The organism is Streptococcus sp. ELY_86, assembly GCF_058314495.1.
Map to the genome: position 1 here is coordinate 102,891 of NZ_JBZFUK010000006.1, position 19,406 is coordinate 122,296.

The window sequence follows — 19,406 nt, forward strand, 5'->3', positions numbered from 1 at the left end:
GAGATGCTGCAACCCTACCACAAGAAACGCACTGACACCAAGGTTCAAGGAACATATAAAACAAAGATAAGACCATGAATTGTAATAGAAAAATGGCGTAGCCTTCTCTCTATTCTTCCCGCAATTAAGGTAGTGACACAATATGGAAAAATTCACACAAAGCGCATAATATCAAGGTTTATCCACATTTTAATAACTAAATCACGCGCAATAACCTAAGAAAATAGGCCGAAAGGACAAAGATAAAGCAGACCGTAAAGAAGCCATTTATAAGGCAAACTCTATCCCTTATAAAAGAAATATGACACTGCCTTTTCTCTTTTCTTTCGCCTTTATATCACGGCTCACTATAAAAGCCCATAGCAGTTAGAAAACACGGTACAGTATAGAAGCCCATGATTATTAAAAGATAACAAGCGTAGCTTTCTCTCTTTTCTTATGGCGCATGATGTGGATATCTGTATAGTATAGATGTCCATAATGAGTCTTATTCGTGATCTACTATAGAGAGCCATTAAAATTACGATTATGTTTAACTATAGAAGTCCATGCTATCGGCTTATATAACCTACTATATTAGCCTGCTTTTCTTTAATTCATGGCCTTATATTGTAGACCATGAAATTTAAAAATACAGATAACTATAGTGAACCATGTTTTTTTTTAATAATGGTGTGATATAGAAGCCCATGTTTAATAAAAATATGGGCTTTATATGTAATCCATTATTGAGATATTCGTGGTACAGTATAGTACCTCATAAAGATAATAAATGATGGTCTAATATAGTGTGCCATGTTCCTTTAATTCATGGTCAATTATAGTTAACCACCAATGACGAAATAATGGGCCAGTATAGAGTAGCCAAATGGGGAATTTTATGGTCTTGTATAGTAACACATGATTTAACTATTTATGTCCCGCTATAATTGACCATTATTTGAAAATTTACATCCTAATATAGAAGCCCATGTTTAACAAAAATATGGGCCTTATATGTAATCCATTATTGAGATATTCGTGGTACAGTATAGTACCTCATAAAGATAATAAATGATGGTCTAATATAGCGGGCCATGTTCCTTTAATTCATGGTCAACTATAGCTAACCACCAATGACGAAATAATGGGCCAGTATAAAGTACCCAAATGGGGAATTTTATGGTCTTGTATAGTAGCACACGATTTAACTGCTTATGTTCCACTATAGTTGACCATTATTTGAAAATTTACATCCTAATATAGATGCCCATACCACCTTATATAAGCGCTCTTCTATACTAGCCCATCTTTTGCTGATTCATGAACCGCTAAATAAGCTCATGAAAGAATGATAGTATGAACTTTATATGTAGATCATAGTTAATAAAAAATCGGTCTTTGTGTAACCACATTTCCTATGAAATAAAAAGCATATACACTAGAGAGGGTCTGGAACTACTGCTCCAGACCCTCTCTAATTCTATACCATATAATTATTACTGAACTTCAATACCAAGGTATTCATTTGTGCAATGTATGTTAATTTGAGTAAGAATTTCATTATCAAAAGTGAACTCTACATATGAAGGATAACCGTTTTCTTCACGCTCATCTAGTATGTAACTTATGAAGCAGCGTGTATCATTCTTATCATACTCTCTGTCATATCTGAAATACTCATCTTTATATACAGGGTTCTTAATTTTGACATTATCTAAAAATTGATTTCTTGTAATTCCTAAATTAATCCCTTCGTACGATAACCTATTCCCTGCATTTTCATTTGGCTTAATTGCACTATTGACACTGCCTTTATATTGGAAAGCAAGACCGTTAATATCCGAATCAACAGCCTGGGCACTACGTCTATTCGTGTTGATAACACTTGCTGAAAGAAAGAAGGTCGTTGATTCCCTTCTACTTTTTGCTGAGATAGACTCAAATGGTGTTGCTGTCTTTCCATTATCTATTTCAGTCATTGCTCCATCGTTACCTTCCATCTCTTCGCCCTCAACAGTTTCCCAAATTTTTCTAACAGTATTAGGCAGATTAAAATGATAAGAGTCAATTACAAAATTTGTTCCAAGAGTTACGTTTATCTTCTTTTGATTATGAACTGGTAGTATTTGGTCAATATCTAGGTATGACATTGCATCATATACAGAATCATTATTTTTCAAAAAACTATAACGGTAGATTCCCTCGTCATCCAATTTACCTTCTGATGACTCATACGTTTCAAAATTGTGCACAGTATCAGCAGAAATTGTTTTACTGCTTGCTGTATCTGAACTTTTATTTTCTACTGATCCGTTTTTTCCTTTTCCACAGCCAACTAATAGCATTCCACAAATTATCAAGATAAAAAAATATTTTAATTTATTCATCATCTACACACGTCCTTTCGATTTCTTATAACTAGGATTTAATTGATTGATCTTTTCTTCATATTCTTTGATTTGACCGACTAATGATCGAAACTCCGAATCCCAATCATTAGCAAACTTACTATAATAAGCCTCGCCTAATTGCTTAAACAGCGCATCAAGTTTCCGTTTTTCTAAACTGACCTCAATATTAGTCCTTACGTTACTTGTCAACTCTTTTGTCTTTTTTGAAGCTAACGAACTGACACCTGATATTTTCTCTGTAATATCTGTCAAAAAGGAATGCTCCCCATCTGTTGAGCCAAACTTTGCTCCACATTTTGGACAATAGTCACTATCTATTTGTAACTGATTTCCACATTTATAGCAGAAATTTTTTAACGGCTGCTCTTTCTGAGAATGATTAGAGTTAGATAGAGGTGAGGTTGTCAGTTCAACTTTCTCACCATGTTCTATCCCATCTGCCATCATCGGTATGATTGGACTATTTAGGATTTGTTCTGGATTTTCAATAGAATCAGAACTACCTTTAGCATCTTCAGTTAAAAACAATCCAGCATTCTTAGCCTCAATAAACTCTTTTGGTGTTGGTTTGCGGCCTTTTTCTTTTTCAAAAGACTCAATCCATTCATCTTTAAACATAGCTATTCATCCTTTTGAAATCGTCTAGTAAGCTTTATTATAAGCAACTCCCATATTTTGCATAAAACCTATACGTTGGCTCACTGCTGGGAAACCTCTTTCAAAAAATTTCGTAATTCTCGAATTATCAATTGATGTTATATTGTCTAAATAATAACAGTGCACTTCTCCTAAGTTGTGCTCAGCTACATATTGATCAGCAGCTAAAACATCTTTTTTAATCGTACTTCTGACAAATAGATAGGTTAGGCCTACCCAAGCCGCAATTATTGCTAAAGAAACATAAAAGATGATAGCACCGTCCTTACTTTGTGACGTACCAGACCAAAATGATGTCCTTCTGTCTCCATAGTTTTTATTAAATCCACTCCAGATTAAAATAGCAATTGCTGCTAATACGACGATAATGTTGGCAGAAATAACAACTAATAATAAATTCGGGGCCATATCGCTAATTCGATGCAATTCAAACATTACTTTAGATTCAAAAATTTCTGGGTGTTGAGCCAGTGATTCTGATATAACAAGTTTGTTCATACCAACCGCATAAGCAACTGGTACATCACTATTAATAATATGAATATCAATTGTCTCAGGCAATAACAAACCTTCAGATCTAGCTTTGGCTATCATATTATCTATGGGGACTTTTAAATATTCTATTTGTTCTTGGCGTTCAATCTTTCTGGCACCAATAATCCGACACACTAGCCCCTGCCCTGTTTTTGATATCGCAAACATCATCAAAAGAATCGGTATCCCAGATTGAAAAGAACTGGCTATAGCTAAATAAATTAATAAGATCCATCTTTTATGCTGTATGCAACTTGTCAAATAGTCTATTATTGAAGTCTTCTGAAATTGAGCAGACATGTCACTTGAGTGGTTTTCACCTTTCAATCTCTGACCACAGTTCTGACAAAACTGAGTTCCTTCTATAGCTTGGCTACCACAAGAAGTACAAAATATCATAGCTTTGGTTGGTTCATTTAGATTATTTTCGGCATTTTCTTGAAGATTTGGTTGACTCATTGCTGCAGTGGTATTTTCTATAAACTCTCCGCTGAATTTCGCGGAAGTCATTTCTTCCTCAGTAGCTCTTCTTCCATTTATAGCTTCAAAAGCTTCTAACCATTCTTCTTTTGTCATAGTATTCTCCTAATTCTTATATATAAAGCTATTTTACCATATTTTCAGTCTTTTGTGACTGTTAAATTTATTTTCAGTTTTTTATAGTGGTTCTTTGAAAAATTAATACCTGTATGATAGGTTTATGGAAAATAAACTACAGAAATTTATTGCTCAGCGCATCAGAATTCTACGGAAACAAGCTGGTATGACACAAATGGAGCTCGAAGAAAAAGCTGGCTTAGGTTTTAATTATATTTACAAACTAGAAAATAAACCTAGTAATATTACTATCAGTACACTTTACAAAATTATAGAAGCCCTTGAAGTAGATATACCCACTTTTTTCGATATGAAGCAAGGTATTGATGAGGAAGCCGAAGATCTATTACTACTCTTAGCCGAACTTCCCAAACAGAAACGTCATGAGTTCACGAAGGCTCTATCAATTCTGATTAAGTCTCTAAAATAGAGAAATAAATTTATCTTCAAGCCATTGTGAAGCTAAGAATAATGTTACAACATCAACTGAGGAGAGTACTCCTAGCTTGTTCATCATCCTGTATGCCTCCACGCGCATAAAGTTACAACTGGCAAAGATAAACCATATGAAATAGCTATCCATCTGCTCAAAGTATTTATCTAGGCATCCATTTCGGATGTCTTTTTCATTCTTGACTACTCCACAATCTTAGCGTGTATACAGCGCTGTTAGTCAAAGGAAAATGAGCAGCCTGTGCCTACTCTTTCTTTATTTTCATCAGGAAAAATTAATATCTCCAACCCTAGATTCAACGACATTTCATTATCAAGTTTTTATTTTTTTAATTATATGGCATGATATTAATGAATACATTTTAAGGAGTCTGACATGACAAATAAAGCAAACAAGCCTATGAAGGTTACTGTTCAAATTGGAAATACAGGAAGTCCTTCTCATAACTCAAGAAATTTTAATATAATATCTGCTTCTCATATTGATGAAAGTCGGTCTCACCTAAATCATTACATTTCTACCTATCCCGATTTAAAATATAATTTCGTTGAAACGGAAAAACGATTTTATCGAGTTAATTTTTCGGATTGGCTTAAAGATATTAATGCAAAAGCAATCAAACAATACCATCCAGAACGCAAAAAGACGAGTGAAGATTTAAGAAAAGGACGGAATACTAAGCCACAAGAAGTGATTTATCAAATTGGAAACAAAGATATAGCTCCTACTTCAACTGAATTTCGTATATGGAATAATGAACTGATAAAATATCAGTCGAAATTAACCAAAGAAAACTTATTTATCCTTGATGGTGCTATTCACAACGATGAAGCAACCCCTCATGCACATATCCGACAAGTTTGGGTATATCATGATAAAAATGAGGATGGAAAAGAGCTCCTCAAGATTGGGAAAAGAAAAGCTATGATAGAATTGGGATTGCCACTTCCAAATCCTGAAAAACCTGAAGGCCAGTATAACAACCGCTTAATGACCTATACTCGTCTTATTCGTGAAGAAGGGGAACGCCTGGCTATTGAAATGGGCTTTAACATTGACGTTGAACACAGCAAACGTCCGCACATGTCAAAAGAGGCATATATCCGTTACATTACCAGTCGGGAGTATGAAAATAAGGTGCTTAAACAAATTGAACAGAATCAGAAATTCAATCAACAGGATCGGTAAAGAAAATAAACTTTCCCCATTGCTCTTACTCAAAAAATCTGGTATACTTTTGTTAGTTTATAAAACAACAGATGATTCAGGAGGTTCTATGTTTTCGGGAAATCGTTTAAAAGAAAGACGAGTAGCATTAGGTTATTCGCAATCTGCTGTGGCAGATAAACTTCATATCAACCGTTCCTCCTACTTCAATTGGGAAAATGGAAAGACTAAGCCAAATCAAAAGAATCTCCAACAACTGGCCACCATCTTAAAAGTTCCAGAGACTTACTTTGAATCTGAATACAAGATTGTTAGTACTTACCTCCAGCTCTCTTCGGATAATCAAAAAAAGGTTGATGGCTATGCCGAAGAATTGCTTCAAGCACAACAATCACATGATAACATTGTTCCACTGTTTTCTGTGGAAGTCCTATCTGATGTGGCTCTTTCTGCTGGTCTTGGTGAATCTCTCTTTGATGAATATGAGACAGAAACCGTCTATTCAGATGAAGAACAATATGGCTACGATGTTGCTGCTTGGATTAAAGGAGACTCTATGGAACCTATATATCTGGATGGTGAAGTCGCTCTTATCCGTGCCAGTGGTTTTGATTACGACGGAGCCGTCTATGCACTGTCATGGAATGAGTCCGTCTATATCAAGAAACTCTATCGAGAAGAAAATGGGTTTCGGATGGTATCTCTAAATGATGCTTATCCTGATCGATTTATCCCCTATGAGGATGAACCTCGTATTGTTGGTTTAGTCGTTAGCCACTTCATGCCTACTATAAGAAACTGATTAGAATGTTTTCTGTTAAAACTATTATTTATAGACGAATTTACATTGCACCACAGCATATTGAATATGAGATAACAGATCATATTGATGAACTGGAAAGTTAGAAGGAGATAAGGAGGAACTAAAACCATGGGCTATATTGATTATTCCAAAGAACCTCAATCTGATATAGCTTTCGTTGATATGAAGTCTTTCTATGCCAGTGTAGAATGTGTTGACCGTGGATTAAATCCCTTGCACACTTCTCTGTGCGTTATGAGTAGAGCTGAAAACGCTGCGGGGTTAATTTTAGCATCGTCTCCCATGTTTAAAAAAGTCTTTGGAAAAAACAATGTCGGACGTGCTTACGATTTACCCTTTGATATTCAGACGAGAAAGTTCAATTACTATAATGCTAAACGCCAAGGACTTGACATCACACCTAAGTACATCTCTTATATTGAAAGCTGGGCTAAAAGAACACTGATTGTCCCTCCCCGGATGGATCGCTATATTGAGAAAAACATCGAAATTCAGCATATCTTTCAAGACTATGCTGCACCTGATGACATTCTTCCCTACTCTATTGATGAGGGCTTTATTGATCTAACCTCTTCTCTCAACTACTTCATCAGAGATAACTCATTGAATCGAAAACAGAAACTGGATGTACTATCTTCCAAATTACAACATGACATTTGGAAAAAGACAGGGATCTATTCAACTGTTGGTATGAGCAACGCTAACCCATTATTAGCTAAATTAGCTCTTGATAATGAAGCGAAAAAGACACCGACCATGCGAGCCAATTGGTCTTATGAAGATGTCGAATCAAAACTTTGGTCTCTTCCACACCTAACTGACTTCTGGGGTATTGGCAGACGTACAGAGAAACGACTCCATAAATTGGGCATCACCTCTATCAAAGAACTGGCTAACACTAATCCAGACTTACTTCAAAAAGAATTTGGAAAAGTCGGCGTACAATTGTGGTTTCATGCGAATGGAGTAGATGAAAGTAACGTCCACAAGCCTTACAAACCTAAGTCTCATGGTCTAGGTAATTCTCAGGTTTTACCTCGTGACTACCACTCAAAACGGGAGATTGAGACCGTTTTATCGGAAATGGCAGAACAGGTAGCGAATAGATTAAGAATGGCCCATAAAAAGGCCACGGTAATATCTATCCAAGTCGGTTACTCAAAAATAGAGAGGAAACAACCTATTATGGCGCAAAAGAAAATAGAGCCTGCCAACTTGACAAAAACAATGGTAAATCATGTGCTGGAGTTATTCCGCAGTAAATATAACTCTGGGGCCGTGAGAAACATCGGCGTATTCTACAGTGGCTTTGTCGATGAGAGCATTGGGCTCCTATCACTTTTCGATGATGTTGAAACGATAGAAAAGGAAGAAAGACTCCAAGCAGCCATTGATACTGTTAGGGAACAATTTGGTTTTTTGGCTATACAAAAAGGAACCGTCCTTACAGAAGGTTCCAGAAATATTGAAAGAAGTAAACTCATCGGCGGACACTCCGCTGGAGGGTTAGAGGGACTAAAATGATAAATCGTTCTTATTTACCTTTTCAATCAGCAAGGGAATATCAAGATGTTGGGATGCAAAAATGGATGGGATTTTTCTTGTCAGAGCACACTGCTGCTCTCTTTGATGATGCGAGTAGAAGGACTTATCAGTCTGAATTAACTATGGAGATGAAACATCTGCTGCTAAGCCAGTTGTATGTGAATCAATTGACTGCACGAATCACAATAGAAGAAAAGAACAATTTAAACTATGTCATTGGTAACGTCTTAACGCTCACAAGTGACCATGTTTTAGTGAAATCAACTGATGGGCATGTCACTATCGCGCTTGAAGATATGCTTGCTATTGAACTTTTGGAGGAGGTGCCCCTGCATGAATCAGCTTGACTTTCATCACAATGAGTTACAAATGGATTATTTTAGCGATAACTATCGTCGTTTTGAAACAGACTTCTACCGCTACTCTGCCTTAGATATCCCCTTAACGTTCTTAACAGATGATATTCTCTTGGCCATGTCCAAATCCCAACATAACTACTTTAAGCTCAATAAAGAGAATGCTAAGGATAATAGGGACCACTACTTCATCTTTGATATTAAACCTGTAGAGGAAGAAAAGCTAATTCGAAAGTTTGTCTATTTAAAAACAACTCTTCATCTCTTCTCTTGAAGTACCTAATAGCAATTAAATTATATATATGAACAAAAGGAGTAGGCGTTATCGCTTACTCCTTTTGTTATATCCATAGATAATATTGAAAAACTATCAATAGAGTATTCTTTAACATTTACAAATATTAGTAGATAAATACTTGAAAAATTATTTATCCCTAAAAAAAAATGAATTTTTGAATGAGACTAAATTTTTTCGTGGCATAATATAGTTGCCAAAAACAACATAGGTTTTTACGACGATTTTTAAAGAAATCCTAGCTGTTCATGGCATACTATCTATGCGAGAAAATAAATCTAACATAAATTATATCAAAATGATTTACTTAGAGCTCTAAAATACAAACAATTTTCTAAAGATTAATTTTCAAGCATTCACAAATACATAGAGGAGAGTAATATACCCCCTCTCGACCGGTCGTACCAACCAAAAGAAGTCCTTTAAGGATAGTCTTTCCAATTATTTAAAAATTTTAAAAAGGAGATATTTATGATAGACATAAAAGTTGATCAAGTTACTTTAGTTGTATTTGATAATAATTCTCAGCACGAACATACATTTTGGCAGGAACGAGCCCAAAAAAATATTCAAAAATTATTGCACCTAAGCAAACTTTCTGAATTATATAGTTTTACTGATGAGAACGTAAAATTACCGCGGGGATATACAGTCGGTTTCAATATAGACAATGCGACCTTTCAGTTATCAATTGCATATCATCCTGACAATCCACAAATGGGGATTATCATATATTTTTCAGCTAAGGCATGGAATAACTATCAGCAAGCATTTCAAGAAAGATTTGGCAAACCTATTAATGTCCATACTTTATTACAGGAACTACAATTTTCTTCTCTCAATATAAGATTAAGTCGGATAGATATTTGTGTTGATTTTATCAACGAAAAAATCAATATCTCAAAGCTAAAGCGCTCATTAGAAACTGGACGAACCGAGCTCAGATACGGAAAATACAAAAACTCTGATAAAATAAACCCTAAAAATATTCAAGAGGATAACTTAAAAAAGCCTTATCCTAGGAATTTTTCTCAAATCAATGATATTTCTAAAGACTTTAAGACCGAAACAATCTATATCGGTTCTCGTTCTAAAAACAGTAAGGCTCTAGTACGTATTTATGATAAAAAAAGAGAATTGCAAGAAAGAAATATAGATAAAAATGTGGAAGATTGGGTTCGATTTGAAGTTGAGTTTAAATCAGCATTTGCACACCAGCTAACCTCAGCCTTACTTGAGTGTCAATCAGATAACGAGGCCAAAAATATTATGCTATCAGCTATCCTTGATAAATATCTATTTTTCTATACTAAATCTAACAGGATTCATAAAATATCAAAGTTAATGTTAGAACAACTTGAAAATGGTATATTTTCTTTTACTACACCAAAAATCACCGATAATAGCTTAGAAAAAAGTATTCAATATCTTATAAAAGGCTCTGGCTTGTTAGCAATCTTGTGGAAAGTTGACCAAATCTATGGACAGAGAAGTTCCCCAAAATTACTAGAATACTTTTACCGGATTTACACAAATACATTCAAGCCAAATAAAGACCATTTGAGTTGGTTTAATAAGTATCAACACGAGCTTAAAGGCACAAAAAAACCGTGGATTTAGTCCAGAAAAGGTAACTTATAAGATGTCCATAGGGAAAAATTATGATTATTTTAAAATAACAATATTGTATGTTTTCAACTTCATGAAACGATCGGTTCATGGAGCAGATTACAACATATAAAATTAAAAACGGATACCATAATAAAAAATAGAATTCATAAAAAAGGTTATCAATACCAACGACCAAGCCAATAATGATAACCCAAAACATTCACAAAAATAGTCAACAACTATTTCTGTTGTTGCTATTATCTCAAAACCTAAAGCAAGAGACAAGAGGTAAATAATATGCAAGTCATACTACCTGATGAGCAAATTCATCAAATTCAACTTTTAGTAGCTGATTTAATTAAACAAGAAGTCGAAATTAGATTAAATAATATTAATATTGTAAGCCCGTTTTTAAACAAACGACAAACCTGTCAATTTCTAGGCATCTCCAATAATACCCTTGATTCCTGGATTCAAATGGGGTTACCAGTAATTCGTGTTAACAAAACCGTACGTTTTGATAGGAACGAAGTTATTCGCTGGTTACAAAAGCAATAATATTTTGACCGTGATTTGATATAATAGAGCCACGGTATTTTCTAGCTCAATTCAAGAGGAGAATACTATGTCAATTACCAAAACCAAAAATGGAACTTATCGCTTACGTGTCTACATCCCAGAAGAAGTAAAATCTTCTCTTGGAATTGATAAAAAAGTGATTGAAAAACGTTTCAAATTAAGGAGTGAGGCTAAAAAATACGAACTTGATTTGCAAAACAAGATTGATAAAATTTTAAGCGGAGAATCTACCCCTTTAGAAACAAATGGTTCAATTCTCTTTGAAGATTTTTATCACAATATTTGGTGGGAATCCTATAAAGCAGGTCAAACAACATCTACTACAAAACCACCTTCACAAGCTACTATTGATGGTACTGAAATTGTCTTTAGAAAGCATATCCTGCCTTTACTTGGAAATTATTCTATTGATTTTCTCAATCAAAATAGACAAGTTGTTTTGAACCTATTAACCCAAAAAGCAGAAGAATATGCCAACTTCAAAGTCATCAGAAGCTACGTTAACTCTGTTTTTGATTGGGCTGAGGAATTGGAATATATCGAAACTAACCGTCTTTCCAAAACCATAAGCCATATCAAGGCAACTAAGAAAATCAAGTTAGAAGAAGCTAAAAATGATGAAAATTTGTATCTATCACAGGCAGAGCTTCAAGCATGGTTTACAGCGTTTGAGGAAGACTTGGAAAACGATAAACTCCTATTCAAGGACTATGTATTATTCTACACAACTTTTTTCTTAGGAGATAGGAAATCTGAAAGTTATGCCCTTCAATGGAAACATATCAACACTAAGAAGCAAGAAATTCAATTAGTGCAAGCCTTGGATAAATACAAAAATCCTAAGTCTACAAAGGGGAATAAGAAAACTACCTTTCAAATTCCTGTTGAATTAGCTGACTTACTTCAATCTTGGAAAAAGCAACAAAAAGCTGAACTAGCCAAATTTGGCATTATCCAATCTGATGAACAATATGTCTTTACGTATATCGACATGAAAGGCAATGTAAATAGTCTATTACATTCTGACTATCTTAACAATAAGATGAAGTCAGTTAACCGTTGTCATAAGAAGCTTACACACGCCACACCACACAAGTTACGCCATACTGGTGCAACTCTTGCCAAGCAAGCAGGAACATCACTAGAAGCCATTTCAGAAGCTCTGACACATAGCGACACTCTCACAACAAAAACTTATGTCAATACTTCTAATATTGTTCCTATGGCTGTTGGAGAAATCGCCTATCGCAATCTTAAAAAGTAATGGTGTGAATTTGGTGTGAAAAGTGGTGTGAATTTTGCTAAAAAGTATCAAAAAAACACCCCATGGTGTGAACCATGAAGTGCTTTGAAACGTTGATATAATCGTACTGATTAACGTTTTGAGAATTGTGAAGCTTTACGTGCTTTCTTAAGACCTGGTTTCTTACGTTCAACCATACGGGCGTCACGTGTCAGGAGACCGGCGCGTTTGAGAGAATCGCGGAAATCTGGATCAACTTCAAGAAGTGCGCGTGCGATACCATGACGGATTGCACCTGATTGGCCGGCATAACCGCCGCCGATAACGTTAACGAAAACATCGTATGAACCTTCAGTAGATGTTACTGCAAATGGTTGGTTGATAACGAGACGAAGGTCAGCGCGTGGGATGTATTCTTCGACATCTTTTTTATTTACTGTGATTTTTCCGGTACCTGGAACCAAGCGAACGCGTGCAACAGCGTTTTTACGGCGTCCAGTACCTGCATATTGTGCTTGTGCCATTATTTAGCTCTCCTTTCCTCTTAGATAAGACCTGTAATATCAAGTACTTCTGGCTGCTGTGCAGCATGTGTGTGCTCACTGCCTACGAATACTTTCAATTTCATACCTTGTGCGCGTCCAAGAGTGTTGTGCGGAAGCATTCCTTTAACTGATTTTTCAATCAAACGAACAGCATTTTTAGCACGCAGTTCACCTGCTGAGATTTGTTTCAATCCGCCTGGATACATTGAGTGAGTGTAGTAGATTTTATCAGTTGCTTTTTTACCTGTTAATTTCACTTTTTCAGCATTAACAACGATAACAAAGTCACCTGTGTCAGTGTGAGGTGTGAAAGTTGGTTTATTTTTTCCGCGAAGAACGCTGGCAACGACTGCTGAAAGACGTCCAAGAGGCACATCAGTGGCATCAACAACGTACCATTTACGTTCAACTTGGCCTGGTTTAGCCATAAATGTTGTTTTGTTCATGATTTCTCCTATACGAATCTTTATGTTTACAAGTAGTGGATGTTCCGGTCCACTGGTTATTTGAAGGGTTCCGGGGCCTTTCAAATGGGGTAAACAATACCGTCTTATATAATATCAAAAAATCAACCTCAAAGTCAAGGACTTTTTCTTGTAAATCATAAGTTTTTATCTACGAAATCATCAACTGCAGTCTCTGTCAGGCTGCTCTGTCCGTCTTTATCCGGCAAAGCCTCTGTGCTCCTCCGGGGAAGCCGTTCTTTCTGACTTCTGAACCGGCAACATTTTATCAGCCACAGCAATTTTTACTCTTCCCAAAAAAGCTCATCCAAGGTCTTTCCCAATACCTTGCATATCTTAATGCAGAGATTGATAGTGGGATTGTAATCTCCTTTTTCAATGGCTGACACAGTCTGACGCGATACACCAACCAAGTCTGCCAGAGCTTGCTGAGACAAATCCTTTCCGGCACGCGCAGCCTTTAAGCGCAGGTTTTTCATGAATCAGCCTCCTCTTTGTCCAAGTGCCTCTTATAACATATAACACCTAAAATAATGACAAAGGCAACGAGAAGCAAAAGATGCATACCGCCATTTGCTGCTGAAAAGGTGCGGCTCAGCATATTTTTTACAACCACGATTAACTCAATAATTGCCATGACGCTAAACAATCCGACCGACGCCATACCGCTATTCTTATTCATCGGAAAATAAGCGTCATGCAAAACAGCATAAGAAACATAGATCACAATACCAACCAGCATAATAAGCAAAGCCAGCAGGCCCCCAGTGATGACTCTCATCAGTTCCTCGCTCCAGATTACAGCAAAAGCACTTGTCAATATCATACCGTATGCTGCATAACGATAGCCTCTGTTTTGCAGAAGCTCTTGACGTTCATCATAATCCTGCACTTTTTGGGAACGTCTATAACTTAAAACTAAAGAAGCAACGACTACAGCGATAAAAAGCAGTGTAATTAAGGTAATCATGAGTTTTTCCTCCTTTTCTTTTTACACCTATATTGTAGTCTTTAATTTTCTTTTTGTCAAGTATATTTTACATTTTATCTGAAATAACATGCAAAAAGACAAGCAAATATACTTTGCTTGTCTGCTGTTGCTGCTATCTCGGATTATTTCCAATGGTAAAGACGGCTAATGTGTTCGGACCGACATGGGCTGAAATAACAGGCCCTAAAGGCAGTATCAGGACGTTTTTTATGGTTTCATTTTCCAACAGCTGTGCTTTTAAACTCTCTGCAGCTTCAATATCAGTAGAATAGGCGACAACTGCCGTTTCATGTCCAAGGTCAGAAGTTGCTCGTTTGACCATTTCTCTCATGCCTTTTTTGCGGCCGCGCAGTTTTGCCAGCGGTACTAACTTCCCGCTGGGATCCAGCCATAATAAAGGCTTAATATTGACAAGACTTCCGACAAGAGCAGATGTTTTAGACAATCGGCCGCCGCGCATCAAATGGTAGAGATCATCGACTAAAAAGAAAGTATGCAAAAGCGGCGCCGTATCAAGCACGAGCTGTTTGGTCTCTTGCAGTGAACGCCCTTGATCCCGTGCCTGAGCAGCCAGCATCACTAAATAGCCTTCACCTCCGGCTGCTGCCAAGGTGTCAACCACTTCGATAACGGCTTCTGGGTATTCTTCCAAAACAATATCACGCGCCATCAGGGCCGACTGACAGGTTCCTGATAAGACCGATGAAAAAGCCACGTAAAGCACGGCTTCTCCTTTTTCAGCTGATTGACGAAAGACTGATTCAAACTGTCCCACATTAACCTGACTGGTTGTTGGTTTGCTGCCTGCTGCCATTCTTTCCAGCAAAGTTTCACTGGTCAGGCGGTCGGGTCCCACTGTCTCATAAGTAACATCGTCCAGCTGAACTGTCAAACCCAGAATCTGAACATCATTTTCCTGAGCCCAGCTTTCCGATAAATCGGCGGTAGAATCTGTGATAATTGCAAAGCTCATGCTTAACCTCCTAAAACTTATCATTCATCATTAAACTCATTTTTTAAATTATTACCAGCTATTATAGCAAAAGAATTTGCTGCAGGCGAAAAGAGCAGCTCAACTGCTCAAAACCTACAAACGATTTCTAAAGACTTCATACATCAAAATGGCCGCTGCAACACTGGCGTTGAGACTCTGCACATGGCCATTCATAGGGATAGTAACCATCTCATCTACTTGTTTTTTAATATTTTGAGAAATGCCTTTACCTTCATTGCCAATAATAAGCGCCAGTTTGCCTGCCGTATTCCACTTATGCGACGGCGTACCATTCATATCGGTGCCAAAAATCCAAAATCCCTGTTCTTTAAGCTTATCAAGGATTCGGCTGAGATTAGTTACACGGGCAATAGGCACATGCTCCGCTGCACCGGTCGATGTCTTGGCAACGACTGGTGTCACACCGACTGCCCGATGTTTGGGGATAACGACCCCGCAGACATTGATTGCGTCGGCTGTTCGCAGAATAGAGCCGAAATTATGAGGATCTGTCAGTCCGTCCAAGATAAGGATAAGCGGATTGTCTTCTTGCTCTGCTCTTTTCAAAACAGCATCAAGCTCAGCGTAGGCAAACTCGGAAACGCGCAGAACAAAACCCTGGTGGACGGCACCGTCTGTCATCTCTGACAGTGTTTTCTTGGGCGTCCAAGAGATGGATACTTTCTTTTCGGCTGCTAAAGTCTTGATTCTATCAACATTCTTTCCGCGCAGGTCATCCTGAATGTAAAGCTTATTGCCGGTATTGGCCTTAAGACTCTCAGTCACTGCGTGAACCCCATAGACGATGTCGGTTGTTTGTTCAGTCTGTTTCATAGCTTTATTATAACATAAGAGACCGGTATTCTAACCGATCTCTAAATTATTTTCGAATGACTTCTCTAACTGCTCCAGTTTTCACATCGTATATAGCTCCACTAATAAGTGTATCTGGCGCTAAAACTTTCAAGTCAGACAAGAAATTAACATCATCAACAACACTTTGCTCTAAATCTGCGATTGGAAGAAAATCCCTATCACTAACATCTTCTCCCAATTTTTCCTTTACAATTTGGTATAGATCTTCATTCTCAAAAGTAAGCATACCACAATCTGTATGGTGTAAAACAACAATCTCTTTTGTTCCCAATAATTGCTGTGAAATCACCAAAGACCGAATAGTTCCATCATCAATTCGCCCACCTGCATTTCTAATGACATGACTGTCACCAAGTTTAATGCCAAGAGCAGGTGCAGGATGGAGTCTTGCATCCATACAAGTGACTACTGCAACTTGACGTTTGGGCGGAAGATCTAAATCAACATTGTTAAAATTTTTAATATAACTAGCATTAGCTTCTAAAAAATCATCAAATACTGCCACCATAAAACCTCCAAGTATTTATAAAATTTATATTATCAAAATAGAAATCACTTGCATAATACCATTTTATTATGATCAGATATAAGTGTTTTTTATAGTCAGCAAAAAACAGCTCCCTTACGAGAACTGTTGACATTTATTTTTGTAACAGATAAGATCCTCTATCACACTCTTTCCACTTCAGAAATACACCAGTCAATCAGCTCTTCCAGCCGTTCGATTTGCTCGGTCATGTGGAGGTAGCCCATGACAGCTTCAAAGCCTGTGGACATCTTATAGGTTATGATATCGGTATTTTTAGCTTTGGTGTTGGCGTTGGCATTTCGTCCGCGCCGGTAAATGTCTTCTTCTTTTTCGGTCAAAAGCCCTGCATCCAGCATTTTCGTGATGAGCATGGCCTGTGCCTTGGCAGATACATAATGCGTAGCCAGGCGGTGCAGTTGACTGGGCTTAGTTTGGCCTTGAAATATCAAGTGCCGGCGAATGTAGGTCGAATAGACAGCATCCCCCTCAAAAGCCAAGGCAATACCATTGATGAGATTGACATCCGCCTTAGTCACGCGTCCACCTCACACCATCCTTGGTGTCAAGGAGCTTAATGCCTTGGGCTGCCAGCTCATCGCGAATGCGGTCAGCTGTAGCAAAATCTTTATTGACACGCGCAGCCTGACGTTCTTCAATCAGCTTTTCAATATCAGCATCCAAGACCTCTTCTTCAAAGATAATACCAAAAACTTCCAGCATCTTTGCAAAAGCTTCCTTGACTGTGCTGTCGTAATTGCCGGAATTAATCCACTTAGCCATCTCAAAAATGACAGTAATCCCATTGGCTGTGTTGAAATCATCATCCATAGCCGCTGCAAAATCGGCTTCAAACTTAGTCAGAGCCTCTTTGTCAGCTGCTGCTCCAACAGGCAGGGTATAGGTGTTTTTGAGATATTTCAAATTAATATCGGCATCGCGAATAGCTTTATCAGTGAAATTAATCGGCTTACGGTAGTGCTGCGTTGCCAAAAAGAAACGCAAAACCTGACCGTCTACAGTTTTTAGAAGGTCATGAACCGTCACAAAGTTGCCAAGAGATTTGGACATTTTTTCATCATTTACATTGACAAAGCCATTGTGCATCCAGTAGTTGGCAAAGGGCTGTCCTGTCTTAGCTTCTGACTGGGCAATTTCATTGGTATGGTGCGGAAATTCCAGATCAGCTCCGCCGCCGTGAATATCAATGGTATCACCTAAAATCGTTGTCGCCATTACAGAACATTCAATATGCCAGCCCGGGCGGCCTTTACCCCAAGGGCTGTCCCAAGAGATTTCGCCTGCTTTGGCTGATTTCCAGAGGGCAAAATCCAGCGGATCTTCCTTCAGTTCGCTTTCGGTATCCACGCGGCCGCTGGCACCGATTTCCAGTTCTTCCAGTGTCTTATTGGCTAAGGCAGCATAGTTTTTAGACTTGCGAACCCGAAAGTAAACATCTCCTGATGCTTCGTAGGCAAAGCCTTTATCCACTAAAACCCGCACGAAGTCAATGATTTCATCCATATAATCAATGACGCGGGGATTTTCAGTAGCTGGTTTTACAGCAAGAGCCGCAACATCTTTCATGAAAGCCGCAATAAATTTATCAGACAGTTCTTTGGTTGTCATGCCGGCTTGTGCAGCTGCCTTGATAATTTTATCATCCACATCTGTAAAATTCGACACATAGTTGACCGTGTAACCGCGGTATTCAAAATAGCGGCGAATGGTATCAAAAGCCACTGCACTTCTGGCATTGCCGATATGAATATAATTATAAACTGTCGGACCGCAGACATACATGTTTACTGTGTTCTTATGAATAGGCACAAATTCGCGCAGGCTGCGCGTCATGGTATCGTAAATTTTAATCATAGATTCCCCAATCATTTCTTCGGAGTGTTTTTTATACTACTGTAAAGCACTATTATCCATAAAAAGGTAATACAGCTCCACAGCAGTGCACCTGAGTGATTGCCCGAAAAGAGCTGCATCACAGCAACTATTGCAGACAGGATAATAACCAATACATACAGCCGATTTTTCTTTAAAAATGCAGTCATCTTTTAACTCCTTGTAAATCTTTCTGTCTTCAGATTTATGAAAGCCCTATTCCTATAAGCGTGATGAGTGCAGACTGGCCTCGCGCAGTTCTTCCAGTTTAGAAGTGTAGTATTTAGACTCACGCTCTTCTTCAATTTGATGAATAACCAGCTCGTCTTTTTTGCCATGTACGCGGACGACCTTAGCCGGAACGCCGACAACTGTTACATCTGACGGCACATCAGAAACAACAACGGCAGCAGCACCTACCTTCGCATTTTTGCCGATTTCAACCGGACCGATCACTTGAGCATGAGCAGATATAAGAGCTCCCTCACGGACCGTTGGATGGCGTTTGCCGACATCCTTACCCGTGCCGCCAAGGGTCACCCCGTGATAGAGCATAACGCCTTTTTCAACAACAGCCGTTTCACCAATGACCAGACCTGAACCGTGGTCAATAAAGACACCCTCAGCCACTTCTGCCCCTGGGTGAATCTCAATCTGCGTCCAAAAGCGCCAGAACTGGCTGTGCATCCGTGCCAACAATTTCATGTGATGTTTCCATAAGAAATGAGAGAGCCGGTGAGCAGCTAAGGCCTTAACACCCGGGTAGGTCAAAAGAACCTCAAGCGATGTCCGTGCCGCCGGATCTTTTTCTTTGACAATATCAATGGTTTCTTTCCACCAACCCATATCCGTCTCCTTTGTCT

General features: G+C 38.0%; 23 protein-coding genes. 9 read left to right on the plus strand and 14 right to left on the minus strand.

What is annotated here, in order from left to right:
• Positions 1-1,478 precede the first annotated feature (1,478 nt).
• Genes AC4HAN_RS08745 through AC4HAN_RS08755 form a run of 3 tightly spaced genes read right to left on the minus strand, consistent with a single transcriptional unit; the run spans position 1,479 to position 4,160 of the window.
• On the minus strand, positions 1,479-2,372 hold the full coding sequence (locus AC4HAN_RS08745; RefSeq protein ID WP_491092176.1) for a hypothetical protein: 894 nt from the start codon (positions 2,370-2,372) through the stop codon (positions 1,479-1,481).
• Positions 2,373-3,011, minus strand: a complete 639-nt coding sequence (locus AC4HAN_RS08750; RefSeq protein WP_491092177.1) for a hypothetical protein — start codon at positions 3,009-3,011, stop codon at positions 2,373-2,375.
• Positions 3,012-3,035: 24 nt separating this feature from the next.
• Positions 3,036-4,160 (minus strand): M48 family metalloprotease, encoded by a 1,125-nt coding sequence (locus AC4HAN_RS08755; protein ID WP_491092178.1) that lies wholly within the window; start codon positions 4,158-4,160, stop codon positions 3,036-3,038.
• Between the two features lie 124 nt (positions 4,161-4,284).
• On the opposite strand from AC4HAN_RS08755, the gene AC4HAN_RS08760 reads away from it, so the two are divergent.
• The 9 genes from AC4HAN_RS08760 (at position 4,285) to AC4HAN_RS08800 (ending at position 12,275) form a co-directional block, all read left to right on the plus strand.
• Complete coding sequence (locus AC4HAN_RS08760; RefSeq protein WP_491092179.1) at positions 4,285-4,611, plus strand: helix-turn-helix domain-containing protein; 327 nt, start codon at positions 4,285-4,287, stop codon at positions 4,609-4,611.
• Between the two features lie 399 nt (positions 4,612-5,010).
• Positions 5,011-5,823, plus strand: coding sequence for a plasmid recombination protein (locus AC4HAN_RS08765; protein WP_027975859.1), 813 nt, complete (start codon positions 5,011-5,013; stop codon positions 5,821-5,823).
• 88 nt (positions 5,824-5,911) lie between these two features.
• On the plus strand, positions 5,912-6,604 hold the full coding sequence (locus AC4HAN_RS08770) for an XRE family transcriptional regulator (RefSeq protein ID WP_491092180.1): 693 nt from the start codon (positions 5,912-5,914) through the stop codon (positions 6,602-6,604).
• 129 nt (positions 6,605-6,733) lie between these two features.
• On the plus strand, positions 6,734-8,149 hold the full coding sequence (locus tag AC4HAN_RS08775; RefSeq protein WP_491092181.1) for a Y-family DNA polymerase: 1,416 nt from the start codon (positions 6,734-6,736) through the stop codon (positions 8,147-8,149).
• A complete protein-coding gene (locus AC4HAN_RS08780) occupies positions 8,146-8,517 on the plus strand; it encodes a hypothetical protein (RefSeq protein ID WP_491092182.1) in 372 nt (123 codons plus the stop codon). Before AC4HAN_RS08775 ends, AC4HAN_RS08780 begins: the two co-directional genes overlap by 4 nt.
• A complete protein-coding gene (locus AC4HAN_RS08785; RefSeq protein WP_491092183.1) occupies positions 8,504-8,800 on the plus strand; it encodes a DUF5960 family protein in 297 nt (98 codons plus the stop codon). Before AC4HAN_RS08780 ends, AC4HAN_RS08785 begins: the two co-directional genes overlap by 14 nt.
• Positions 8,801-9,292: 492 nt before the next feature.
• The gene (locus AC4HAN_RS08790; protein WP_491092184.1) at positions 9,293-10,441 is read left to right on the plus strand and encodes a replication initiation factor domain-containing protein; all 1,149 of its coding nucleotides are present in this window, start codon (positions 9,293-9,295) and stop codon (positions 10,439-10,441) included.
• A 288-nt stretch (positions 10,442-10,729) separates the two neighbouring features.
• Positions 10,730-10,990 carry a helix-turn-helix domain-containing protein gene (locus AC4HAN_RS08795; RefSeq protein WP_491092185.1) on the plus strand — a complete coding sequence of 87 codons (261 nt, stop codon included), beginning with the start codon at positions 10,730-10,732 and terminating at the stop codon, positions 10,988-10,990.
• Between the two features lie 67 nt (positions 10,991-11,057).
• Positions 11,058-12,275 (plus strand): site-specific integrase, encoded by a 1,218-nt coding sequence (locus AC4HAN_RS08800; protein ID WP_491092186.1) that lies wholly within the window; start codon positions 11,058-11,060, stop codon positions 12,273-12,275.
• A 110-nt stretch (positions 12,276-12,385) separates the two neighbouring features.
• On the opposite strand, the gene rpsI is transcribed toward AC4HAN_RS08800, so the two are convergent.
• The 11 genes from rpsI to cysE all read right to left on the minus strand — a co-directional run bounded on the left by rpsI (position 12,386) and on the right by cysE (position 19,389).
• Positions 12,386-12,778, minus strand: a complete 393-nt coding sequence (gene rpsI / locus AC4HAN_RS08805) for a 30S ribosomal protein S9 (protein ID WP_491092187.1) — start codon at positions 12,776-12,778, stop codon at positions 12,386-12,388.
• Positions 12,779-12,798: 20 nt separating this feature from the next.
• On the minus strand, positions 12,799-13,245 hold the full coding sequence (rplM, locus tag AC4HAN_RS08810; RefSeq protein ID WP_491092188.1) for a 50S ribosomal protein L13: 447 nt from the start codon (positions 13,243-13,245) through the stop codon (positions 12,799-12,801).
• 302 nt (positions 13,246-13,547) lie between these two features.
• Positions 13,548-13,742, minus strand: coding sequence for a helix-turn-helix transcriptional regulator (locus tag AC4HAN_RS08815; RefSeq protein WP_491092189.1), 195 nt, complete (start codon positions 13,740-13,742; stop codon positions 13,548-13,550).
• Positions 13,739-14,233 carry a hypothetical protein gene (locus AC4HAN_RS08820; protein ID WP_491092190.1) on the minus strand — a complete coding sequence of 165 codons (495 nt, stop codon included), beginning with the start codon at positions 14,231-14,233 and terminating at the stop codon, positions 13,739-13,741. Before AC4HAN_RS08820 ends, AC4HAN_RS08815 begins: the two co-directional genes overlap by 4 nt.
• Positions 14,234-14,366: 133 nt before the next feature.
• Positions 14,367-15,227 carry a DegV family protein gene (locus tag AC4HAN_RS08825; protein ID WP_491092191.1) on the minus strand — a complete coding sequence of 287 codons (861 nt, stop codon included), beginning with the start codon at positions 15,225-15,227 and terminating at the stop codon, positions 14,367-14,369.
• Between the two features lie 114 nt (positions 15,228-15,341).
• Positions 15,342-16,082: a 23S rRNA (guanosine(2251)-2'-O)-methyltransferase RlmB gene (gene rlmB, locus AC4HAN_RS08830; RefSeq protein ID WP_491092192.1), complete on the minus strand. Its 741-nt coding sequence runs from the start codon at positions 16,080-16,082 to the stop codon at positions 15,342-15,344.
• Between the two features lie 46 nt (positions 16,083-16,128).
• Positions 16,129-16,629 carry a beta-class carbonic anhydrase gene (locus AC4HAN_RS08835; protein ID WP_491092215.1) on the minus strand — a complete coding sequence of 167 codons (501 nt, stop codon included), beginning with the start codon at positions 16,627-16,629 and terminating at the stop codon, positions 16,129-16,131.
• Positions 16,630-16,793: 164 nt separating this feature from the next.
• Positions 16,794-17,189 carry a Mini-ribonuclease 3 gene (locus AC4HAN_RS08840; protein ID WP_491092193.1) on the minus strand — a complete coding sequence of 132 codons (396 nt, stop codon included), beginning with the start codon at positions 17,187-17,189 and terminating at the stop codon, positions 16,794-16,796.
• Entirely contained in the window at positions 17,182-18,525 is a 1,344-nt protein-coding gene (cysS, locus tag AC4HAN_RS08845) for a cysteine--tRNA ligase (protein ID WP_491092194.1), read from the minus strand. Before cysS ends, AC4HAN_RS08840 begins: the two co-directional genes overlap by 8 nt.
• An 11-nt stretch (positions 18,526-18,536) precedes the next feature.
• Positions 18,537-18,713 carry a hypothetical protein gene (locus AC4HAN_RS08850; RefSeq protein ID WP_491092195.1) on the minus strand — a complete coding sequence of 59 codons (177 nt, stop codon included), beginning with the start codon at positions 18,711-18,713 and terminating at the stop codon, positions 18,537-18,539.
• 52 nt (positions 18,714-18,765) lie between these two features.
• The gene (gene cysE, locus AC4HAN_RS08855; RefSeq protein ID WP_491092196.1) at positions 18,766-19,389 is read right to left on the minus strand and encodes a serine O-acetyltransferase; all 624 of its coding nucleotides are present in this window, start codon (positions 19,387-19,389) and stop codon (positions 18,766-18,768) included.
• Between the last annotated feature and the right edge of the window lie 17 nt (positions 19,390-19,406).